The following is a 23,556-nucleotide window of genomic DNA, read 5'->3' as shown; positions in this document are numbered from 1 at the left end:
AAAGGAAGGCTTATTTTTCTATGCCTTTATGCTTTTTGTTATAGGTATTTCCGAGTAAACGGAAATGCTTACTTTCAATTAGGGAGGAATTTAAAATGGCAATTCAAACAAGTAACTTAGGTTATCCACGTATCGGACTACAACGAGAGTGGAAAAAAACATTGGAAGCTTTTTGGTCCAATAAAATTGATGAAGAACAATTTTTAACGACAATGAAAGAAATTCGCCTTCAACACGTAAAAGTACAGCAAGAAAAGGGAATTGAATTAATTCCAGTTGGCGATTTTACATATTATGACCACGTTCTGGATACGGCCTACATGTTAGGATTCATCCCGTCACGTTTTTCAGAGTTTACCTCTTACCTTGACGTATATTTTGCAATGGCACGCGGCTCTAAAGATCACGTTGCTTCTGAAATGACAAAATGGTTTAACACAAACTATCATTACATTGTTCCTGAATATGAAGAAGGATTACAAATCTCTTTAAAAGACAATCGTCCTCTTCGTTTATATGAAGAAGCGAAAAAAGAGTTAGGCGTTGATGGAAAACCAGTTATTTTAGGCCCTTATACATTCCTAAAACTGGCAAAAGGTTATAACGAAGAGCAATTTGCCACTATTTTAAAAGAGCTAGTTGCACCTTATGTACAATTATTCTCTGAATTACACGCAGCTGGAGCACAAATTATTCAAGTTGACGAACCAATCTTCGCATCTTTAACAAAAGATGAAATTAATCAAGCGAAAGAACTTTACGAAGCTATTCATAAAGAGGTTCCAAATGCGAATCTTCTTCTACAAACATATTTTGATAGTGTAGAAGAGAACTATGAAGAAATTATTGCATTCCCTGTTTCTGGTATTGGATTAGACTTTGTTCATGGCAAAGAAGGTAATGTAAATGCTATTTCAAAATATGGATTCCCAGCTGATAAAATTTTAGCTATCGGTTGTATAGATGGCCGTAACATTTGGAGAGCTGATCTTGATGATGTACTTTCTTTATTTACAACATTACAAAATCAAATCACAGCAAAAGGTTTAATTGTTCAACCTTCTTGTAGCTTATTGCATACTCCAATTGATAAAACGGAAGAAACGCAATTAACAAGTGAATTATTTGATGCACTTGCATTTGCTAATCAAAAATTAGAAGAACTAGTCCTTATCCATTCTGCTCTTACTAAAGGTGTAGAAAGCATCAGTAGCGATTTAACAACATATCGTAATGCACATCATGCAATCCGCTCATCAGCTGCACGTAATCGTGAAGATGTAAAAGTGGCACGTACATCACTTAAAGAAGATGATTTCTCACGTCCTCTTCCATTTGAAAAACGATATGAACTACAGCAAGTAGCTTTACAATTACCATTGTTACCAACAACAACTATTGGTAGCTTCCCGCAAACATCTGAAGTTCGTCAAACACGTAAACAGTGGCGTAACGGCGATATTACAAATGAACAATATAATCAATTCATTGAAAAAGAAACTGCAAAGTGGATTCGTTACCAAGAAGATATTGGTCTTGATGTACTAGTACATGGTGAATTCGAAAGAACTGACATGGTGGAATATTTTGGAGAAAGACTTGCTGGTTTCTCCTTTACTAAAAACGGATGGGTACAATCATACGGTTCTCGTTGCGTAAAACCACCTGTTATTTATGGTGATGTTGCCTTTATAAGTGGAATGACTATTAAAGAAACTGTATATGCACAAAGCTTAACGGAGAAAGTAGTAAAAGGTATGCTAACTGGACCTGTCACTATTTTAAATTGGTCATTCGTTCGAAATGATATTTCAAGAAAAGAAGTATCATATCAAATTGCATTAGCACTTCGTCATGAAATTGAATTACTTGAATCTTCCGGAATTAGAGTAATCCAAGTCGATGAACCTGCACTTCGTGAAGGTATGCCGTTAAAAGAAAAAGATTGGGATGCATACATTACATGGGCAGTTCAATCATTCCTTTTAGCAACATCTTCTGTAGAAAATGAAACACAAATTCATACTCATATGTGTTATAGTAACTTCGAAGATATTGTAGATGCAATTCGAGCGTTAGACGCAGATGTTATTTCTATCGAAACATCAAGAAGTCATGGAGAATTTATTAATACATTAAAGCATACAACATATGAAAAAGGAATTGGTCTAGGGGTATATGATATTCATAGCCCACGTGTCCCAAGTAAAGATGAAATGTTCACAATCGTAGAACAATCTTTACAAGTATGTGACCCTAAATATTTCTGGATTAATCCAGACTGTGGTTTAAAAACACGAAGAACTGAGGAAGTTATACCTGCTTTAGAGCACATGGTTCAGGCAGCAAAAGACGCTCGTTCTCTCCTAAAAACAAACGCATAATAAAAAAACGTGTTATCCTTTTGAAGGATAACACGTTTTTTTATTATGCACTCTCAAAATAGAAGTCGTATTGTACTTTATACAATTCATCGTCTGATGGCTCTTCAAGAGGAGTTGCCTGCAAGACTATCATATATTCTCCGTTCGGAATAGGAATATGATATTTATTAGAAAGAATACTTGTTATATATACTTCTTCATTCTTCACTGTGAAAGGAACTGATATCGTTCTAACCACTTCTTCTTTCTCAATATGATTTCCACAAGTAACTTCCACTTCACAAGTATAGTCAGAGATTGCTTCAAAAATAATAGCTCCATCCACCTCAGCATAGCCTCTTTCAAAATCTTCAGGAGTCCAATCTACATAAGGCTGCTGACCATCATAGTTCATTATCATTAATTGCGAATATGAAATTGTTAATTCCATAACTATCCCTCTCCTCCACTATGAAATGTATGCCAATTACTATTTCACTTCAAATTTCACACGCGTACCATCTGGATATTTGTCTAGCTTATTCCCTACCCAAGAACCTGCACCGCGGTTATCTGCTGGACTTATATATTCAATATGAGCTCCTTTTCCGCCTTCCTTACACATCGCCATCGGCCATTCATCACGATCATAACCTTTCTTCGTCGGATATGGCGCTAACGATAATTTCCTTCTATCCGCTGCACCATTACGATCAATTGTACACATTTCCGAATGTCCTTCTTTTATAGCATCCGTTATATGTTTCCCGGTCTCTGGATATCGTTCTTTCGGGAACTCTAGAATTTGATCATACGTAGTTGTCTTTTTAGTACTTGTCTCCTCTGGCACAAGTACTTCATATACCGCTACCAAAAGAGAAAGAATTGCAATAATTGAAATGATAATACCTTTAAATTGCTTCATGTGTACCTCCGTGTTCCTACCAATTTCTTTTCCTCAGTTATTATAACAAACTTCTTCTATGTATGTTTTCAGACATTATTTTAGCTCTTCCTCTCCATTCCGCCAAAAACATTCATTTTTCTTCATCTTTTCACTAATGCTGTAGAAAACTAATAACCTTCCGACATTCTTTTTCAAAGGAAGTCCACATAAAAGGTTGAAATGATATATACGATACTTTTTGGGGAGGAACTATCATGGAAGCTATTTATAAAACGAAAGATGTTACAAATAAAACAGGTATCCCAAAACATATAGTCCGAAAATATAGCCAACTCTTAGAGGAACACGGTTATATCATTTCAAAAACAGCTGATGCTCGTATTTATAAATTGGATGATTTAAAACTATTGAAATCTATACATGAAAGAGCTGCTACATTACAAGAAGACATTTCAGAAACAATACCTATTATTTTAAAAGAAAAAGATGCCCCACCTGTACCTGTTATTCAAGATAAACAAGAAGTGCAACCAAAAGAAGATGGGCGTAACTTTGAGGAGTTCATGCTAAAACTTGAAATGCTTGCTCAATTAAATGAAGCAATTATTCATCAAAACTCTACTCTCATTACACAAAATCGTTTAAAAGACGAGAAATTAGATGAACTAATGCAACAAGTTTATGTAAAAGAAGGCTCACAAGAAAAAATGTTACAAGATCTAGTTGTTCACGCCGCTCAAACAGATGCACTCCAAAAAGAAAAAATGGACTTATTAATGAATCATATGTATAAGCGAGAATCCAAACAAGAAGAAAAAATGAATAAACTTGTCAATCAAATTTACAATAAAGATAGCAACCGTGATACACAACTTATGCAAGTTATTCGCGAAATTCAAGAAACAAAAAGATTAGTCGCCGCCTCAAAAGAGCAAAGCTTCTTTCAATCATTTAAAAGTTTATTCGTTCGAACAAAACAAGAAAAAATAAATGAATGAAATTTTGTATCTTTTTCTAATGCACGATAAAATAAAAAGTTACCTTCTATCGGTAACTTTTATTCCTTATATCGTACAGCTGGCAATATAATAATAGCTTCAGTTCCTTTTCCGCTTTCACTTTTATATTCCAATGTGCCATTATGCGCTTGTAAAATACTAAATGTTACCATAAGGCCTAATCCTGTTCCTTTTTCTTTTAAAGAATAATACGGTTGTCCAAGCCTTACTAACTGTTCTTTTGTCATTCCAACACCACTATCTTTAACTCTTATTATTATCAATTCATCTTTTTGAATAGCTGTTACTTTTAAATACCCTTTGTTTCCTTGAATTGCTTCAATACCGTTTTTAACAACATTCATAATAGCTTGCTTCAATTTCGTCTTATCGCCGATAGTATAAAGGCTCTCAGAAATCTCAACTTGCAAATAAACGCCCTGCATCGCTGCAAATGATGACATAAGAGTTGTCATTTCAATTAATTGTGCTGATAAACAAATATGTTCTTTTTTTTCAATTTGAGGCCTTGCTAAATTTAAATAATCTGAAATAATCTGTTCAGCACGATCCAGTTCAGCTAATACGAGACGCATATAATCTTTGTTTTTTACGTCTTCCGTACTCTCTAGCAATTGAATAAACCCTCGTACAACAGTGAGAGGGTTTCGAACTTCATGTGCAACACTTGCAGCTAACTCACTTACAATATTAAGTTTTTCTGATTTTTGCATTTCTGTACGCAATAATGCATTTTCGTTTAAATACTCAGTCAAATACACTTGAAATACCATTGTCATAACCATAATAAGTGATGCAAATATATACCCACTATATAGATTAGATATGTACGGTGTAAAACCTGTTTCTAAAAGGACATTCAACATCCCGACTACTAATGAAACAAGAACATAAAATGATGCAATCATAAAAGCTAATATTAGCTTCTTATCTCTTGAAAAAAGAGACCATTTCTTTGACAAAAATAATGGAATTATCGAAAGAAATATAACTTCTACCATCGGCAACCAACTAAGCCCCTTAAAAATCCATTCATATGCAACATAAATAATGGCAGGGATGAGCCCAACAATCCCACCATATAAAAAACCACTAACAATTGGGACTGGATGAAAATTGTATCCGCAAACGGTACCAAAACAAATAGAGTATGTCATGGAGAGAACGAGTGTAACGCTAGATAAAAACATAATAAAGTAGCGATTAGGCTTCGGAAGCATTCCTTGATAACGATTTAAACGAATCGCTTCATATAAAAATAGTGGTAAAATAATGATGGCAATTTGGATCATTAAATCACGAATCAGCTCCATAGCCTCTCATCCCCTATATGTATTTTGATATGATTATATCATTTTATAAGTCTATTTGTTTCAAAATTTTGATTTTTCTTAACATCTTTGTTAATTATTTGTTAACAACTAATAATAAATGTTACAAATTTCCGAAATGATTGTAAACCCTGTACCAAATTTCCTTCGTGCAGTATACAATGAATACGGATTACAAAGAAAATAAAAAACACTTCACTAGACGGACAACTATCGCAAAATACAGCATATAATCCATACTATCTATGTTTACAAATAAGTGATCATTACTTTAGTAGGAGGAAGATAAATATGGCGGGTACTACGCTTGTTTTAAAAGAAGAAAATTTGGTTGTGCTAGAAAACGTTGAAAAATCAGTATACGAAGAATTGCAACATAAAGCAGGGGACGAAGACTGTACATGTGCTGTAAATGAATCCGTTGTCCATCTTGGCAAAGTATCTTCCGTACTTTGGAACGAAGATGAAATAGATTGGGAATACGGTTATTAAAAAGTCGCTTGCAGCGGCTTTTTTTGTGTTTATGCTTAAGTGAAACTTTAATTAACTCACACAGCTTATACTCTTATAGACATTTGAATCCTCACATAATTTCTTACTTCCACTGAATTTTAAGATACGATTCTTATCTTTCACAAATAGCGGGGGAAATTTTATAAACAAAGCGTAATAGTTGAAAATATGATAAAATGAACTTAATTTTCAAACGGAAGAAAGGGAGATACAATGGAACAATTCATTAATCCTAGAGTGAAGGACATCCAAATTTCTGGAATCCGTCAGTTCTCTAATATGATTCAAAACTATGATAATCTTATCTCTTTAACAATTGGGCAACCCGATTTCCCTACACCTTCTCTAGTAAAAGAAGCAGCTAAACGGGCCATTACAGAAAATTATACAAGCTATACACATAACGCTGGTTTACTAGAATTACGCAAGGCAGCTTGTAACTTTGTAAAGGACAACTACAATTTACATTATTCACCTGAAAACGAAACCATTGTTACAATCGGTGCTAGTGAAGCGATCGATGTTGCATTCCGAACTATTTTAGAACCAGGAACGGAAGTAATTTTACCTGCTCCTATTTACCCTGGTTACGAGCCGATTATTCGACTATGTGGTGCAACTCCTATTTTTATAGATGTTCGTGAAACTGGATTTCGTTTAACAGCTGAAGCTCTGCGAAATGCAATTACAGAACGAACAAGATGCGTCGTTTTACCGTATCCTTCTAATCCAACTGGTGTTACCTTATCAAAAGAAGAATTAGAAGATATTGTATCTATCTTAAAAGATAAAAATATTTTCGTTCTTTCCGATGAAATTTATAGCGAACTTGTATATGAAGACAAACACACATCTATCGCTCATTTCCCAGAAATGCGTGATAAGACTATTGTCATTAACGGCTTATCAAAATCACATTCTATGACTGGTTGGCGTATCGGACTTTTATTTGCTCCAGAATATTTAGCAAAACACATATTAAAAGTTCATCAATACAATGTTACATGTGCTACTTCAATCGCTCAGTATGCTGCAATCGAAGCTTTAACAGCTGCTAAAGATGCACCGAAGATGATGCGCTATCAATACAAAAAACGCCGTGATTACGTATATAATAGACTCATTCAAATGGGTTTAACGGTTGAGAAGCCAACAGGTGCATTTTATTTATTCCCATATGTTGGACATTTAACATCTTCATCATTTGATTTTGCACTTGATCTTGTAAAAGAAGCTGGGCTAGCCGTTGTTCCTGGAACCGCATTTTCCGAATACGGTGAAGGCTACCTTCGCCTTTCCTATGCTTACAGTATCGAAACTTTAAAAGAAGGCTGTGACCGTTTAGAAGCCTTTCTAAAGAAAAAAGCTAAGAGTTAAACTCTTAGCTTTTTGTTGCATAATGATCACAAGTTTGACGCTTCAATAATTTATGCGGAATAATAATGCATTTTGAAGTAGATTCAGAATGCTCCACCTTATCAACTAAAGCTTTTGCCGCTTCATACCCTAATTGATAAATATTCACATCAACTGTCGAAAGTGGTGGACTAGCAATTTCTGATAATAAAGCATTGTTAAAGCTTACAATCGAAACATCTTTCGGTACAACAAATCCTTTTTTAGAAAGCGCACTTAACACGCCAAGTCCAATTAAATCATCCGTTGCCATAATTGCCGTCGGTGGTTGCTTTAGTCCCATTAATTCCTCAACAGCCTGTTGACCACTCTCTCTTGAAAAATCAAAGTGTAAAATATACTCTTTCGGCAATAGAATATCTGCTAGTTTCAAAGCATCACTCATCCCCGCCAAACGATCTCTCGTTACAAGTAAATCTGATCCACCGCCGATGAATGCGATTTGTTTATGGCCTAATGAAATCAAATATTCCGCTACTTCTCTTGCAGCTGTATAATTGTCATTATCTACATATGTAATTTCATCTTTTCGATCATATGGTTTTCCAATTAAAACAAACGGGAAGTTTTGGTCATGCAAGTATTGAATAATCCGATCGTTCTCTCTTGAATATAAAAGAATAATACCACCGATTTGACGCCCTTGTACCATTTTTACAACACCATTAAAAATTTCATCTTCCGTTTCACCAGTCGACATATAAAGCGCATACCCTTCCACATGTGCAAATGAACTAATTCCTCTTATAACTTCTGGGAAAAACGGATTTTGAAAAGCTTTACTTGCAGAACTCGGCATAACAAGACCAAGTGTCTTCGTCGTTTGGTTCGCAAGGTTTCTTGCATTTAAATTTGGATGATACCCTAATTCACTCATTACTTTTCGAACACGGCGCTTTGTCTTTTCACTTATACTTGGATTATCAGCAATTACACGAGAAACAGTTGATGGTGCTACGTTCGCCTTCTTCGCCACATCTTTAATTGTAACTGTCATAAAAATCCCCTCCTTTCACTTCTCTGCCATTTTCATATATTTTATCTTGCACCCGTTGCAAGTCATAGGAGAAGCCATAAACTGTCATTTATTTATTCTATCTTGCAAAACTTATCATATTCTCCCTCTCCATGTATTGTAAGGGATATAGCTCTTTTTTCCTATACTATAATATACTATTTATTTCACTTCTTTTCATATGCGATGTCAAATCTCTTTTCATCTCTCTATAATTTTTTTATAGAGAGATGAAAAGAAAAATGGGACATAATGTCCCATTTCTCATCCTTTCGTACCTCCAGCTGTTAAACCAGAAATAAAGTATTTTTGTAGTGATAAGAATAAAATCGAAATCGGGATTGCAATTAATACTGAACCAGCCGCAAACGTCGTAAATTCATTACCAAATTTTTTCGCTACCATTTCATATAATCCAACTGCTAAAGTGTAATTTTCCGGCGTGCGTAAAATAATACTTGCTAAAATGAAATCTGTAAATGGACCGATGAAAGTGAATAATGCTACAACCGCTACGATTGGCTTTGCAAGCGGCATAATGATTTGCCAAAAAATACGGAAGTGTCCTGCTCCATCCATGCGGGCTGACTCATCCAACTCTTTCGGAATCGTATCAAAATACCCTTTCATAAGCCAAGTATTCATTGGAATTGCTCCACCTACATAAATTAAAATTAATGCAAGATGTGTATCAATTAATCCTGTTAACTGCGCTAATACATATAGTGCGATTAACGCTGCAAAGTTCGGAATCATTTGTAGAATTAAAAATGTTAATAAACCATTTTTTCTTCCGACAAAACGATATCTCGAAAATGCATAAGCAGTAAAGCTAATTGCTAACACCGAAAAAATCATCGTCATAACACTAACTTTTAACGTATTTTTATACCAAAGTAAGTAATTACTTGAATCAAGATCAAGTAGCTTACGATAATGATCTAACGTAGCATTTTTTGGAATAATGCTAGAACCAGACAAACTATCTCCTGGATTAAACGATGAACCAATAATCCATAGTAATGGATAGAAAATAATCGCACACATTATGAAGATAACCAAATAACTTAATGAAAGACGTAACATCTTTTGTCGTTTAATATTCATTTACATCATATCCTCTTCTTGGAATGATTTTGTTCTCTTAAATTGCCATAACGCAACTGTAATAACGATTAACGATAAAATCATTGTAAGAGCTGCTGCTTTTCCGTACTGCGCTGAAGTCATCGTTAACTTATAAATCCATGAAATTAAAATATCCGTTCCACCTGCATCTTGCCCCGCTACAGCAGGACCTCCGCCATTAAATAGATAAATGATACTAAAGTTATTAAAGTTAAACGTATATTGTGTAATTAAAATTGGTGCTGTTGCGTATAAAACAAGTGGCAATGTAATTTTGCGGAACTGTTGCCAAGCAGTTGCTCCATCTACTGTAGCAGCTTCATATAATTCTCCTGGAATCGATTGCAATATACCTGTTGTCATTGCAAAGACGAATGGGAAACCGAGCCACGTTTGGATCATAATTAAAGCAATCTTCGCCCAAAACGGATCTGTCATCCAAGCAATCTTTTCAATCCCGAATAAAGCTAATACTTGATTATTAATTGCTCCAAATGTTTCATTAAACATACCCGAGAAGACAAGAATAGATACGAATGCTGGAACAGCCCACGGTAAAATGAAAATTGTTCGAATAATTGCCTTACCTTTAATACCAGGCTGATTTACGATAATCGCTAAGAAAATACCAAGTGCAACTTGTAATGTTGTTGCAACAAATGTCCAAATGACAGTCCAAGAAAATACACTTAAAAATGTCTCTCTCCACATTGGTAATGTGAAAATATCAATAAAGTTTTTAAAGCCCACCCAATCTACTAATTTAGCTGGAGGAGAGTGATATAAGTCATAGTTCGTAAATCCAATTAAAATTACAAAAATGATTGGAAATACAACTACAAAGATTAGTAATAGAAATCCTGGTGAAACCATTAAATATGGAAAACCTTGATCTAATAAGTTACGGTATTGCTCTTTTACAGAGTTTAATGGGGTTCCTATATCACGTTTCTTCCCGTTTTGATATGCATCATATAAATTAAATCCATATATTCCGAGTCCAAACACGATGACGATAAGTGCCAAGATCCCTTCCACTAATAGAAAGACAGAATGGTCACGTGGAACTTCTGTACCGAGTGTTACAATTCCCCATAATCCCATATTTAATAAATCAGTAAATGCTACAATAAATGAACCTGTTAATACTAGAAAAATAAGGCCTTTTACAAATTGTTTATTATACATTTGGCCTATGCCTGGAATGATTGATAACATGGTTGCCATTTTCCTATGTTTTGAACCTTTTAAGCCGTTTGCTGGTTCCATAGATGTTTGCATGTTCCTTCCCCCTTTTTTCTGGGAGAGAATTCGTGCCTCTTATAGTAGAGGCACGAATTTCACCTTATTTTTTATTGCTGTGGTTTGCCTCAATATTCCCTTTAATTTGCTTCACTGCATTATCAAGTGCTGCTTTTGGTGCTTCTTTATCTGTAACTACTAACTGAAGCGCGTCTCCAGCTGGTTTCCATACTTCTTGCATTTCTGGAATATTCGGCATTGGAATTCCATTTTCTGATTGAGTTGCAACTGCTTTTGCAGCTTCATTATCTTTAATAATTGGATCTTCCATTACTGATTTTACTGGAGGAATCTCTTTTGTCTTCTCAAATCTAATTTTTGCGTTTTCTTCATTTGTTACCCACTCAGTGAATTTTGTAGCTAAATCATTTTGTTTAGAGAAGCTTGTTACATGCCATCCTTTTACCCCAACAAATGTTTTCATCGGTTGACCATTTGGTAATTTTGGCATTGGAGCAACACCATAATCAATTCCGTTCTTTTCCATCGCTTGGAACGCCCACGGTCCGTTCATAATAGATGCTGCTTTTCCTTCATTGAATAATCCATCAGCAGCAGGTCCACCAGATTCACCGATAATACCTTTCGGGAATAACTTTTCTTTGTACCATTTTTGAAGATATTCAGCACCTTGTACTGCTCCGCTATTATTTAATCCAACATCACTTGCATTTGGCTTTCCGTCTTTCTCACCAAATACATATCCGCCCATACCTGCCATAAACGCGTTAGCAAAGTAGAAGTTATCTCCTAATGTTAAAAATCCGTACTTGCCATCCTTCGTAAAGTCTTTTGAGAAGTTAAATAGCTCGTCCATCGTTTCTGGGGCTTTTTGCATTAATTTTTTATTGTAAATAAAAATTGGTGTTTCAATTGCTTTTGGTAAACCATATAATTTCCCGTTGTATGTTTGTGCCTTTATTGATAAGTCAGTAAATTTACTCTTCACAGCATCATCTGCTTTTACTTCAGAAAGTAAGCCTTCTGTTACTGCATTTCCGATTTGATCGTGTGGCAATGTTACAACATCTGGTCCCGTCCCCGCTGGTCCATCAAGACGTAACTTTTTCACTTGATCTGTCATTTGCATTTCAACAACTTTTACTTTTACTTTATATTTTTCCTCAAAGCTTTTCACTGCTGGTTCTAAACCAACACCTTTTTTATCATCTTCCCAAACGAGAAGATCATAGTCTTTCTTCGCTTTACTTTCCTCTTTTTTTCCTGAATCTTTCGGTCCACATGCAGATAACATGCCAATTGACAATGCTGAAATCGTTAATAGTGATAATGCTTTCTTCATCCCAAAAACCTCCCTAAATTGTCTATGTACCTCTTTAATTGAAAACGTTTGCATTTGATTGTTTAATAGAAGCGCAAACAATATCTAAATCTATGAAAACGTTTGCGCTATTTGTCTATCATTATACATCCTTTTATTCATTTTGCAAATATTAATTTTCAAAATAATCTTATCACACTCTTTATTCATTGACTTTACATAAAATGAATACTACTCTTATAAGCAATATTAAAGTTATGTGGAAGGCAATCGTTTGCAACATAATCTTTATTATTTCATTTACGGGAACTATATGTATAGAGATATTAAAGGGGGATTTTCTATATGCTTAAAGAAGCGATCTATCATAGGCCAAAAGATAATTATGCATACGCTTACGATGAAAAAACAATTCACATCCGAATACACACAAAAAGAGATGATGTTCACAACGCCGCTCTCATCTACGGGGACCCGTACGAATGGCAGGACGGGAAATGGATTACAGCGAGTACACCGATGAAAAAAACTGGATCTACTGAGTTATTTGATTATTGGTCCGTTTCAATCAAACCGAAATTTAAACGCTTACGTTATGGATTCGAATTAAAAAACGACGTAGAAACTTTTATTTATACAGAACGAGGATTTTTTTCTAATATTCCAAATGACGATGTCGGTAACTTTTTCTGCTTTCCATTTGTTCATGCAAAAGACGTTTTCAGAGCACCATCCTGGATTAAAGACACAGTATGGTATCAAATTTTCCCGGAACGATTCGCTAACGGGGATAGCACATTAAATCCTGCAAACACCCTTCCTTGGGGAAGTACCGAACCAACTCCAACTAATTTTTTCGGCGGAGATTTTGCTGGTATTATTCAAAACCTTGATTACCTTGTGAAGCTTGGAATTTCCGGAATATATTTCACTCCTATTTTCAAAGCTCATTCGAATCATAAATATGACACAATTGATTACATGGAAATCGATCCACAATTTGGGACGAAAGAAACTTTCAAAGAACTCATTGAAGCGTGTCATAAACGTGGTATAAAAGTAATGCTCGATGCTGTTTTTAATCATAGCGGGTACTTCTTTGATAAATTTCAAGACGTGCTGGAACAAGGTGAAAATTCCGCCTATAAAGATTGGTTCCATATTCATGAATTTCCAATTATAACCGAACCACTTCCTAATTATGATACTTTCGCATTTACACCGTATATGCCTAAATTAAATACAGCACACCCAGATGTAAAAGAATATTTACTTGAAGTAGGGCGTTATTGGGTAAGAGAATTCAATATAGACGGTTGGCGCCTTGATGTAGCAAATGAAGTCGATCACAGTTTTTGGAGAGAATTCCGAAGTGAAATAAAAGCATTAAATCTTGAAGTATATATTTTAGGTGAAATTTGGCACGATGCACTCCCATGGCTACAAGGTGACCAATTTGATGCTGTAATGAGCTATCCTGTTACAAACGCTCTACTTTCTTACTTTGCTAACGAATCCATTCATGCAAGTGAATTTATGAAACAAATTACCGATTCTCTACATTCCTACTCTATGAATGTAAATGAAGCGGCATTTCATTTATTAGACAGTCATGACACACCTAGAATTTTAGCAACATGTAACGGGGATAAAAATAAGTTAAAGTTACTCTATGTATTTCACCTTTCTTTCATCGGTTCTCCTTGTATTTATTACGGCGATGAAATCGGTATGGATGGTGGAATGGACCCTGACTGCCGCAAATGTATGATATGGGATGAAAAAGAACAAGATACTCTTTTATTTACACATATACAAACATTAATTTCATTACGGAAACAACATAAAGCATTTGGAGGAAATGGTACTTTTCAATTCATTGAGGCAAATGATGAACATAATTATATTTCTTATACAAAAACATATGAAGATGAAACTATCTTTTTCGTTTTAAATCCTACTAACAGTGAAGTTACAACTTCACTCCCTCTTCATATTACCAGGAAGAAAATAATTAACATTTATACAAACGAAGAATTTTCAGCGGAAGCAAGTGTATTACAAGTTACACTTCCACCGTATGGATTCTCTATTTTAAAATGGTAATAGTAAAAGCCTTATGCCAGGGTGGCATAAGGCTTTTCTTATTTCAATTTAAATACCATTGCTTCATATGGTCGTAATGTAATGTTTTCTATCAATACATTTTCTACATCATAATTGTGTATTAATAACTCTGCTTCACTATAAATAATGTCCTCAGGCAATTCAAATACACATTCATCTGCAGTAAAGTTTGCAATCACCAGAAGCTTTTCTTCTCCATATGTTCTTACATAAGCAAAAATAGAAGGGTTATTTTCTAATATTAAATCATATGTTCCATACACAACTATTTCATTGTTTTTACGTAATTCAATCAATTTTTTATAGTAATAAAAAATCGATTCTTCATCTTGGATTGCCTGTTTCACATTAATCTCTTTGTAGTTAGGATTTACCGCAATCCAAGGCTCACCCGTTGTGAATCCAGCATGTTCTCTATCATCCCACTGCATCGGAGTTCTAGCATTATCTCGGCCCTTTATATATATAGACTGCATCACTTTATCTATATCTTCGCCGCGCTCTATAACTTTTTCTTTATACATATTTAGTGTTTCAATATCTCGGTATTCATCAATTGATTCAAATCGAACATTGGTCATTCCGATTTCTTCTCCTTGATAAATATATGGTGTCCCTTTCATCATATGAAGTACTGTCGCTAACATTTTTGCTGATTCAGTATGATAAGCTCCATCATTACCAAAACGAGATACAACGCGAGGCTGGTCATGGTTATTCCAATAAAGGCTATTCCATCCTGTTTGTTCTAATGCTTTTTGCCACTTTGTTAAATTTTGTTTCAAAGTAAGAAGTGAGCATGGTTTTACATCCCATTTCCCACCTTCTCCGGAATCTAAATCCATATGTTCAAATTGGAATACCATTTGTAGTTCTTTTCTAGCTTCCCCTGTATACAATTTAGCCTCTTCTGTCGTTACACCAGGCATTTCCCCAACCGTCATAATGTCATACTGAGACAATACGTCTTCATTCATTTCATGCAAATACTTATGAATGTTCGGACCGTTCATAAAATGTTTATGCCCTGAAACATATCCTTCTTCATCCGTTTCAACAGCTGGTAAGCCATCTTCTTTAGAAATAAAATTAATAACATCCATACGGAACCCATCAATTCCTTTTTCTAACCAAAACTTCATCATGTCATAAACATCTTGTCTTACCTTTTCATTATCCCAGTTTAAATCTGGCTGTTTTTTAGAAAACAGATGTAAATAATATTCATCTGTCATCTCATCATATTGCCATGCAGATCCACTAAATGCTGCTCCCCAGTTATTCGGCTCTTTCCCTTCTTTTCCAGGGCGCCATATATAATAGTCTCTATATTTATTATCTTTCGATTTACATGATTCAATAAACCAATTATGTTCATCTGAAGTATGATTAACAACTAAGTCCATCATAAGTTTCATATTACGTTTATGCATTTCATGTAATAGTTCATCCCAATCTTCCATTGTTCCGAACTCGTTCATAATTTTACAATAATCACTTATATCGTAACCATTATCATCGTTTGGAGATTCATAGACTGGTGATAACCAAATTACATCAATACCTAATTCTTTTAAGTAGTCTAGCTTCGTAAGAATACCACGAAGGTCACCTATACCATCACCATTACTATCCATAAAACTACGAGGATAAATTTGATATACTACACTTTCTTTCCACCATTGTTTTCCCATTATGCTACCCCATTTCATCTATACTATTGATTCTTTTTTCTTTTTTTAAGGCGCAAACGTTTTCATTACTGAATGATAACAGATTCTATCCAAATTTAAAATAGCGCTTACAATATTTATTTTCTTTTTCTAATAAAACATGTGAAACTTATTATATATTCATAGGAATAATGAAAACGTTTTATTTTTTTATAGTGTTTTTATTTCTTTTTTGAATCTATTCGTTTATAATAAATTCAAAGAAAACGTTTGCATAAACTTTCTAGGGGGAAATATCATGGCAGAACTTAAATTAGAAAATATTTATAAAATATATGATAATAACGTAACAGCCGTAACAGATTTTAACTTACACATTCAAGATAAAGAATTTATCGTATTCGTTGGTCCTTCTGGATGCGGAAAATCTACAACACTACGAATGGTAGCTGGACTTGAAGATATTTCAAAAGGAGAATTTTTAATTGATGGTAAGCTAATGAACGATGTTCCTCCAAAAGATCGAGATATCGCAATGGTCTTCCAAAACTACGCTCTTTATCCACATATGAGTGTGTATGATAATATGGCATTTGGATTAAAACTTCGAAAAATACCGAAAGATGAAATCGACCGTCGAGTGAAACATGCAGCTCAAATTTTAGGGCTTGAACAATATTTAGATAGAAAACCGAAAGCTTTATCAGGTGGACAACGTCAACGTGTTGCATTAGGTAGAGCAATTGTTCGAGACGCAAAAGTCTTCTTAATGGATGAACCATTATCAAACTTAGACGCTAAACTACGTGTTGCAATGCGATCAGAAATTTCTAAATTACACCACCGCCTTGGCACAACGACAATTTATGTAACACATGATCAAACTGAGGCAATGACAATGGCTTCACGCCTTGTTGTTATGAAAGACGGCAAAATCCAACAAATTGGAACTCCAAAAGAAGTATATGAAACACCTGAAAATATTTTCGTTGGTGGTTTTATCGGTTCACCCGCAATGAATTTCTTCCGTGGAAAATTAACTGAAACCGATTTCGTTATAGACAGTTCACTAAAGTTTAAAGTATCTGAAGGAAAAATGAAGTTATTACGCGATCAAGGCTATGTAAATAAAGAAATTGTTTTAGGTATTCGTCCAGAAGATATTCATGATGAACTATTATTTTTAGAAGCTTCACAAGCTACTACTTTCACAACGAAAATTGAAGTTGCAGAGTTGTTAGGGGCTGAATCCATTTTATATATGAAACTTGGAAATCAAGATTTTGCAGCACGTGTTGATGCAAGACATACTTTTTCACCTGGTGACCAAATTAAACTTGCTTTTGATATGAATAAAGCACATTTCTTTGATAGCCAAACCGAACAACGTATTCGTTAAAAAATAAAGTTCTATAATAGAACATACAAAAAAACCGTCCACATATATACTGGGGGCGGTTTTCCATTATTATACTAGGGCTTCTATTGTATGAAATGATTGTCCTCTCGTGCTAATAATACCAAAAACAGGTAAATCACTAAGCACCACTTCTTCTTGCTGTTTCATAAAAGATGACGTTAATTGTTTTATCTCTATCCAAACGTCATTAATACAAAGTACATTGGAATCGTTCTCTTGTTGGCGAGAAAAAATAGAATCTATTTTATATAGACCAGCATTTTGAAAAAGCATATCAATACGACTGTATGCCTCCATAGCAAAACTAATAACACGTTGCCAATCTCCTTGTTTCCCCATATCGTAGGATACAAAAAGTGCTTCTCCGCCTAAATCCGTAATTTCCTCGGCTGTTGCTTGTCCACTTTCTTGATCAATGTCCGTCACAATTACTTTTGCGCCTTGCTTAGCCAACAAAAGAGCTGTACTACGTCCAATACCGATGCCACCACCAGTTACAATGGCAACTTTTCCTGCAAGCTTCATTTTCATTACCCCTTCTATATGTCTTACCGTCATTCAGTATACTCCTTTATTAGATTAGTCCGCAAGCAGGAAAAGTTTACTCCACAACTTGTAAGCGGTTACTTTTCTGTTTCTTTTTTTTTCTTACTATTATATTGATCGAAGGTTAAACCAATAAAAATAAGAATTCCCCAAAATATTAAGCTACCTCCAGTCATTCCAAATCCCCCTTTGTTATATAACGATATTATTTATATCCATTATATCATTCTCTTAATTTTCAATCTATTCAAAACGAAAATAGGATGTTTGAATTAGCTACAGCTTCTTTAAACATCCTTCCGTAATATGGAAGGTACTATATAGGCGATATCCACCCTATATCAATTCCATTTATCTAATTTTATGAAAAAATAAGAGAATGATGAAATTTTTCACGAAATTAAAAATAAGACTTTTTATATACAAACGATAAAAAGTCTTATTTCATTAGTAGCACGTATAATCTAAATATTAATTATACAAGACTCATCACTTTCGTCTTTGCAATTAAATCATGGAAGCCACAATTATCTTTGCGGAATAACATCATATATACATTGCATATTAATGGAACTCCAAGTAATAATATGCTTGGTAATAATAATACCAAAAATCGTATTATTAATGTTTGTAACGTTAGTTTTTCACTTGTTAACGAGATTATTTTTGTTCTTGTTACCTTTTTACCAAGTGTAGAACCGTTCCAAAGAAAAGGTAACAGAATAAAATTTATAGCCATTAATACGAAAACAAGTGTAAGGTCATATCTATAGTCACCTAAACTTATATTAAAACGATCAAAAATAGCACTATAGTTTCCTGTAATAATAGCTACTACTGCACCGTACGTAACCGAGATTAAAAACATGTCAATAAGGGAAGCACCTATGCGATTCATTACAAGCGCTGGACGATGCATCTTTAACTTCATTTTGTGTCGACTCCTTCATATCCTTCTTTACCCGTTTCATCGTACCACTTCTAAAAAACATTGTAAACTGGCGTTTCGCTTACTTTTCTTGTACAATGTGTTACAACAGCATTATAAAGGAGGTTCCCATATTGAAAAGATGGATAATCCTATTTGCCGCACTCTTATTAACAGGTTGTACAGGCAATACAAACCATTTAACTTATACAATTAACGATGAATATGAACTCATCCATACTTCTGGAGATGCATTTGAACTTTTCCCCTCTCAGGATGCTGTATATGCTACACAATACATCCCTGCAAAGATTACAGAAATTGCTTGGGACGATAAATACATTATCACAAAACAAATTGAGGAAAAATCAGATCCAAATAATCCTGACGCAGCAATTACAAATAAAAAAAGTGAACATTATTGGATTATCGATGTAAAGCATAATAAACGATTCGGTCCTTATAATGAAAAACAATTTAACGAGCAAAAAGATGCTTTTAAAATTACAGTACCTTTTCAAAGTGTAGATTCATATGTGAAAGAACTAAAAAAACAGTCAGCATAACTTTTTATGCTGACTGTTTTCGTTTAAATACACACCTTACTTAGAAAATGAGATATTGAAAGTTTGTGGCTCTTTAACAGCTTCATGAGTATCTCCCACTGCTAAATCATCTGTCGTAAACTTAATATCCTTTACCTTCTCTTTTCCATCATCGAGTATTAAACCGATAATTCCTTCTCGTGTCTCACCAGGTTTATAATCTTCCCTTGATACACTCTTTGTGCCTACAAGTGTGTCTTCTTCATATAAAAAGTTTTGAGTCGCTACATTAAAATGCTGTTTGTCATTAATAATAACATCATTCATAGAGAAGAATTGCATGTTCTTATTTCCACTATTCTCTACCTTATATGTAATTTCAACATACCGAATCGTATCGCTAATCTCTGTTCCACTTAACGATGCATATAATTCAGCGTCTTCTTGACTCACTTTATCTCCCAATCTACGCTTTACTTCTTCAGGAGTTAATGCAGTATACACTTTCAATGTATTTTTTGCATCTTTGCTCATTTGTGATAATGAGATAACTTTAACGTCTTGTACGTGAATTTTCATTGGGGCTACTTCAAATGTCTGATTCACAGAATGCATCTGTTCTAATTCAAATGTCCCCCACCTTTTTTCTTTCACTTTTTGTCCTACTTTTTTAAGCTCACGCCCACCATACTCTTTTGTTTCTGGAATAGATTCTTTCTTTTTAGGTTCTGCCTTCTTTTCTTCTTGATGGAAGCAACCACTTAACATAAGAAGAAAACTACATAAAACAAAAATACTTTTCCATGCTTTCATGATTTAATTTCTCCTAACACTATCATTCATTAAAATATATTAGTCCCTTGATTTGTAAACTATAGAAACAATAAGAAGTCCACAAAACGAACTTGTCAGTCCAGATACTATTATACCTCCTATTTGGAAAATATGAAAATAGGGGTCTAATAACGCGTGCACGATAAATATAATGGCCGCCACAACGATAGATGAAGCCCAATATTTCTTTTTTTCCGAAGTTAAACTAGTATCTTGATCAGTTTCCCTTCTATATTTCCATAGCACATATATTAGTAATAGTAGACCAAAACACGTACTCCCATGCTGTAAAAATTTATAAATTGGAATACTATATACTTCTTGCTGTAACAGCGGTATTTTCACAACAAAATAGCCTGTCTTATGAGTAAAAGCATCCCAAACGACATGCGTCACCATACCGAATAAAGCAGAATAGCAAAATACAAAAAAGTCCTTCCAAGTATATAGTCCCCACTTCGCATCTACTACATATTTATAGTAACTAGCAAAAGGCTTAGGTAAATGTGTTATAAACGGTCCTTTTAAAATACGATGATATGCATATGCTAATAAAAAAACGAGTGGTAAATTCAAATAGAAGAAACCAGCCCATGTATGGCCAATAATACCGTATGGCCTAAAATATAAAAAATATTCAAAATCAGGTGCCATACTACCTAATATAAGAGCCGTCACCGAAATATAACTAGAATGTTTCTTAGCAAAAGGGAGAACAGCTGCTGGATGTGCAAATGTAAACGGCATATTAATACTCCTCTTCATATTTCTAATAGAATATCATCTATCATAACGAGAGAATTAATCTTGATGCAATGTTTATTTTCACATTGGAATATGATAGTTTACGTGTTATAATCCACATAAAATATTCAGAAAATAGGAGGAGTTCACGTGTCGTTAACACTTGTATTTTTTCTTGTTCTGTCTACCTTTTTTTTAAGTACATACATTGGCTTCTTTCTATGGAAGCACTTGAAAATTATAAAATATATGCCTGCTCTCTTTGGCTTTATGAGCGTTCTTTTCATTTTCATATGGAAGAGAATGACTTTCGGCTGGGAAGGGCTCGGTTTTGGCGCACTTCAATATACAATATTACTAGCAAGTTGTATTACATTTGTATTTGCTGCTTTTTTAGAAACAAAATCCCTTATGAATTGAGGTTTATATATTGATTGAAACACCCTTTTTAAAAAGCGTCTCATTACAAAAAGAAAATATCCCTAGCTTTTCCGCATATCCATACTGCTTACCGGCTATACGAACATTACAATCACTCCTTTTCCATCCGAATGTAACATTCATTATTGGAGAAAACGGAACGGGTAAATCAACATTACTCGAAGCGATTGCAGTTGCTTTAGGTTTTAATGCAGAAGGTGGAACGAAGAACTTCCGTTTTAACACGCACGATTCACATTCATCTTTACATGAATACATTCGAATTTCAAAAAGTTTCAATACACCAAAAGACGGTTTCTTTCTTCGCGCTGAATCATTTTATAACGTTGCTTCTTACATTGATGAAATGGATAACGATCGAGAAGGACTTGGGGAAAAAATTATTAATTCCTATGGTGGTATCTCACTACACAAACAATCACACGGCGAATCATTCTTCTCATTATTTATGAATCGTTTTTCAGGACAAGGTTTATACATTTTAGATGAGCCTGAGGCAGCTTTATCCCCAATGAGACAACTTTCAATGCTCATTCGCATGCACGAACTAGCTGAACAAGGTTCACAATTTGTTATCGCAACGCATTCTCCCATTTTAATGGCTTATCCTGAATCTACTATATACTCTTTAACTCAAGAAGGGATTCACGAATCGACATTAGAAGAAACGGAGCATTACCAAACGACGAAACTTTTCTTTGAAAATCGCGATCGATTATTTCATCACTTATTTGAGTCATAAAAAAAGAGGCAGCAATAGCTGCCTCTTATTTATAATGCTTCTATAAATAAAGCTACTCCAATACCGCCTCCAACGCATAGAGAGGCAATACCTTTCTCTAATCCACGTCTTTTTAATTCGTGAATTAAACTTACAGTAATACGAGCTCCTGTACAACCAATTGGATGTCCAAGTCCTACACCACTACCGTTTACATTCACTTTCTCACGGTCTAACCCTAACTCTTTCTCTACAGCTAAATATTGTGCAGCGAAAGCTTCATTAATTTCAAGTAAATCTGCATCTTCTAATGACCAATCTACTTTTTCTAATCCTTTACGAATTGCTGGTGCTGGTCCAATACCCATAATTTTCGGATCTACACCCGCTACTGAGTATCCAACAATTCGAGCTAACGGTTGTAAGCCCTTTTCTTTTGCTTTTTCTTCGCTCATTAATACTAGAACTGCACTTCCGTCATTAAGACCAGATGAATTCCCTGCAGTTACTGATCCGTCTTTACGGAAAGCTGGTTTTAATCCTGCTAATTTTTCCGCTGTAATATCTGCACGTGGATGTTCATCCTTCGCAAATACAACTTCTTTTCTACGTTCTTTTATTGTAATAGGAACAATTTGATCGTCAAAGTATCCAGACTCCATCGCTTGCAACGCTAATGTATGACTACGAAGCGCAACTTCATCTTGTTCCTCTCTTGTAATTTCATATTGTTCAACTAAATTTTCCGCTGTTTCACCCATCATAATATGGTGAATCGGATCTTCTAAAACTTCCCACACCGTATCACGAATTTCTCCGTGCTGTAGACGTTGTCCCCAGCGGTGTTGTTTTAATGCATAAGGGCTCGAGCTCATTGCTTCTACTCCACCTGCAACAACAATATCACTTACACCTAATTGGATTTGCATTGCAGCAGACATAATTGCTTGCATACCTGAAGAACATTGACGTTGAATTGTATAACCAGTAACTGTGTCAGGAAATCCTGCCGCTAATGCAGCTGTTCTTGCCGTATTTGCTTCATCAGTTCTTTGAATACAATGACCTAAAATTACTTCATCAACTTCATGTGGCTCTACTCCGCCTCTTTTTACAGCTTCCTGAAGTACAGGAACAGCTAATTCTACTGGTGTTATATTTTTCAGTGCTCCTCCGAAAGTTCCAATTGGTGAACGAACTGCAGCTGTAATGACAACATTATGCATTTTGTACTTGCCCCTCTCTTATGTACCCTAGTAAGTTTGTAGGTGAAATTCCATAAGTTGTATGTCTAAAATTAT

23 protein-coding genes are annotated in these 23,556 nt (G+C 34.7%); 9 read left to right on the top strand and 14 right to left on the bottom strand.

The window, feature by feature from the left end:
• The first annotated feature begins 95 nt into the window (after window positions 1-95).
• A complete protein-coding gene (gene metE / locus NSS74_RS04415; RefSeq protein ID WP_002142981.1) occupies window positions 96-2,384 on the top strand; it encodes a 5-methyltetrahydropteroyltriglutamate--homocysteine S-methyltransferase in 2,289 nt (762 codons plus the stop codon).
• A 43-nt stretch (window positions 2,385-2,427) separates the two neighbouring features.
• Here the strand turns inward: metE and comJ are convergent, their stop codons facing one another.
• Entirely contained in the window at window positions 2,428-2,814 is a 387-nt protein-coding gene (gene comJ, locus NSS74_RS04410) for a competence protein ComJ (RefSeq protein WP_002142982.1), read from the bottom strand.
• A gap of 39 nt (window positions 2,815-2,853) precedes the next feature.
• Complete coding sequence (nucA, locus tag NSS74_RS04405; protein WP_002014817.1) at window positions 2,854-3,288, bottom strand: DNA-entry nuclease; 435 nt, start codon at window positions 3,286-3,288, stop codon at window positions 2,854-2,856.
• Between the two features lie 236 nt (window positions 3,289-3,524).
• On the opposite strand from nucA, the gene NSS74_RS04400 reads away from it, so the two are divergent.
• On the top strand, window positions 3,525-4,268 hold the full coding sequence (locus NSS74_RS04400; protein ID WP_002033817.1) for a DUF3967 domain-containing protein: 744 nt from the start codon (window positions 3,525-3,527) through the stop codon (window positions 4,266-4,268).
• 59 nt (window positions 4,269-4,327) lie between these two features.
• Here NSS74_RS04400 and NSS74_RS04395 read toward each other — a convergent pair whose 3' ends face one another.
• Entirely contained in the window at window positions 4,328-5,602 is a 1,275-nt protein-coding gene (locus tag NSS74_RS04395; protein ID WP_002014814.1) for a sensor histidine kinase, read from the bottom strand.
• Between the two features lie 309 nt (window positions 5,603-5,911).
• Here NSS74_RS04395 and NSS74_RS04390 point away from each other — a divergent pair, with 309 nt between their 5' ends.
• Together NSS74_RS04390 and NSS74_RS04385 are read left to right on the top strand one after the other, a co-directional pair.
• Window positions 5,912-6,112, top strand: coding sequence for a hypothetical protein (locus NSS74_RS04390; RefSeq protein WP_000929276.1), 201 nt, complete (start codon window positions 5,912-5,914; stop codon window positions 6,110-6,112).
• A gap of 234 nt (window positions 6,113-6,346) precedes the next feature.
• Window positions 6,347-7,510: an aminotransferase A gene (locus NSS74_RS04385; protein WP_002142986.1), complete on the top strand. Its 1,164-nt coding sequence runs from the start codon at window positions 6,347-6,349 to the stop codon at window positions 7,508-7,510.
• Window positions 7,511-7,514: 4 nt separating this feature from the next.
• Here NSS74_RS04385 and malR read toward each other — a convergent pair whose 3' ends face one another.
• The 4 genes from malR to NSS74_RS04365 all read right to left on the bottom strand — a co-directional run bounded on the left by malR (window position 7,515) and on the right by NSS74_RS04365 (window position 12,297).
• Window positions 7,515-8,546, bottom strand: coding sequence for a maltose operon transcriptional repressor MalR (malR, locus tag NSS74_RS04380; RefSeq protein ID WP_002014809.1), 1,032 nt, complete (start codon window positions 8,544-8,546; stop codon window positions 7,515-7,517).
• Between the two features lie 282 nt (window positions 8,547-8,828).
• The gene (gene malD, locus NSS74_RS04375; protein WP_002088365.1) at window positions 8,829-9,671 is read right to left on the bottom strand and encodes a maltosaccharide ABC transporter permease MalD; all 843 of its coding nucleotides are present in this window, start codon (window positions 9,669-9,671) and stop codon (window positions 8,829-8,831) included.
• Window positions 9,672-10,973, bottom strand: a complete 1,302-nt coding sequence (gene malC, locus NSS74_RS04370; protein WP_002033812.1) for a maltosaccharide ABC transporter permease MalC — start codon at window positions 10,971-10,973, stop codon at window positions 9,672-9,674.
• Between the two features lie 64 nt (window positions 10,974-11,037).
• Window positions 11,038-12,297, bottom strand: coding sequence for an extracellular solute-binding protein (locus NSS74_RS04365; RefSeq protein WP_002142987.1), 1,260 nt, complete (start codon window positions 12,295-12,297; stop codon window positions 11,038-11,040).
• Between the two features lie 324 nt (window positions 12,298-12,621).
• On the opposite strand from NSS74_RS04365, the gene NSS74_RS04360 reads away from it, so the two are divergent.
• Window positions 12,622-14,382 (top strand): alpha-glycosidase, encoded by a 1,761-nt coding sequence (locus NSS74_RS04360; protein WP_002142988.1) that lies wholly within the window; start codon window positions 12,622-12,624, stop codon window positions 14,380-14,382.
• A 38-nt stretch (window positions 14,383-14,420) separates the two neighbouring features.
• On the opposite strand, the gene malL is transcribed toward NSS74_RS04360, so the two are convergent.
• Entirely contained in the window at window positions 14,421-16,097 is a 1,677-nt protein-coding gene (malL, locus tag NSS74_RS04355) for an oligo-1,6-glucosidase (RefSeq protein ID WP_012261630.1), read from the bottom strand.
• Window positions 16,098-16,374: 277 nt separating this feature from the next.
• Here malL and NSS74_RS04350 point away from each other — a divergent pair, with 277 nt between their 5' ends.
• On the top strand, window positions 16,375-17,475 hold the full coding sequence (locus NSS74_RS04350; protein ID WP_002142991.1) for an ABC transporter ATP-binding protein: 1,101 nt from the start codon (window positions 16,375-16,377) through the stop codon (window positions 17,473-17,475).
• A gap of 69 nt (window positions 17,476-17,544) precedes the next feature.
• Here NSS74_RS04350 and NSS74_RS04345 read toward each other — a convergent pair whose 3' ends face one another.
• From NSS74_RS04345 to NSS74_RS04335, 3 genes are all read right to left on the bottom strand, one after another.
• Window positions 17,545-18,054 (bottom strand): SDR family NAD(P)-dependent oxidoreductase, encoded by a 510-nt coding sequence (locus NSS74_RS04345; protein ID WP_002033807.1) that lies wholly within the window; start codon window positions 18,052-18,054, stop codon window positions 17,545-17,547.
• 65 nt (window positions 18,055-18,119) lie between these two features.
• Window positions 18,120-18,218: a hypothetical protein gene (locus tag NSS74_RS04340; RefSeq protein ID WP_002142992.1), complete on the bottom strand. Its 99-nt coding sequence runs from the start codon at window positions 18,216-18,218 to the stop codon at window positions 18,120-18,122.
• Between the two features lie 299 nt (window positions 18,219-18,517).
• The gene (locus NSS74_RS04335; RefSeq protein WP_002033806.1) at window positions 18,518-18,973 is read right to left on the bottom strand and encodes an RDD family protein; all 456 of its coding nucleotides are present in this window, start codon (window positions 18,971-18,973) and stop codon (window positions 18,518-18,520) included.
• A 131-nt stretch (window positions 18,974-19,104) separates the two neighbouring features.
• Between NSS74_RS04335 and NSS74_RS04330 the strand changes: the two genes are divergently transcribed.
• A complete protein-coding gene (locus NSS74_RS04330) occupies window positions 19,105-19,536 on the top strand; it encodes a DUF3997 domain-containing protein (protein WP_002033805.1) in 432 nt (143 codons plus the stop codon).
• A 36-nt stretch (window positions 19,537-19,572) separates the two neighbouring features.
• Here the strand turns inward: NSS74_RS04330 and NSS74_RS04325 are convergent, their stop codons facing one another.
• Together NSS74_RS04325 and NSS74_RS04320 are read right to left on the bottom strand one after the other, a co-directional pair.
• Window positions 19,573-20,331: a hypothetical protein gene (locus NSS74_RS04325; protein WP_340813561.1), complete on the bottom strand. Its 759-nt coding sequence runs from the start codon at window positions 20,329-20,331 to the stop codon at window positions 19,573-19,575.
• Window positions 20,332-20,367: 36 nt separating this feature from the next.
• Window positions 20,368-21,096, bottom strand: a complete 729-nt coding sequence (locus NSS74_RS04320) for a DUF4184 family protein (protein ID WP_002142995.1) — start codon at window positions 21,094-21,096, stop codon at window positions 20,368-20,370.
• Window positions 21,097-21,243: 147 nt separating this feature from the next.
• Here NSS74_RS04320 and NSS74_RS04315 point away from each other — a divergent pair, with 147 nt between their 5' ends.
• Together NSS74_RS04315 and NSS74_RS04310 are read left to right on the top strand one after the other, a co-directional pair.
• A complete protein-coding gene (locus tag NSS74_RS04315; protein WP_002142996.1) occupies window positions 21,244-21,513 on the top strand; it encodes a hypothetical protein in 270 nt (89 codons plus the stop codon).
• Window positions 21,514-21,523: 10 nt separating this feature from the next.
• A complete protein-coding gene (locus NSS74_RS04310; RefSeq protein WP_002142997.1) occupies window positions 21,524-22,276 on the top strand; it encodes an AAA family ATPase in 753 nt (250 codons plus the stop codon).
• A gap of 29 nt (window positions 22,277-22,305) precedes the next feature.
• On the opposite strand, the gene NSS74_RS04305 is transcribed toward NSS74_RS04310, so the two are convergent.
• On the bottom strand, window positions 22,306-23,481 hold the full coding sequence (locus NSS74_RS04305) for an acetyl-CoA C-acetyltransferase (protein WP_002128911.1): 1,176 nt from the start codon (window positions 23,479-23,481) through the stop codon (window positions 22,306-22,308).
• Between the last annotated feature and the right edge of the window lie 75 nt (window positions 23,482-23,556).

Origin of the sequence: Bacillus sp. FSL E2-8868 (assembly GCF_038005505.1) — a bacterium.
Classification (GTDB): Bacteria; Bacillota; Bacilli; order Bacillales; family Bacillaceae_G; genus Bacillus_A; species Bacillus_A mycoides.
The sequence above is the reverse complement of the archived record's forward strand: the minus strand, read 5'-3'. Positions and strand labels throughout refer to the sequence as shown.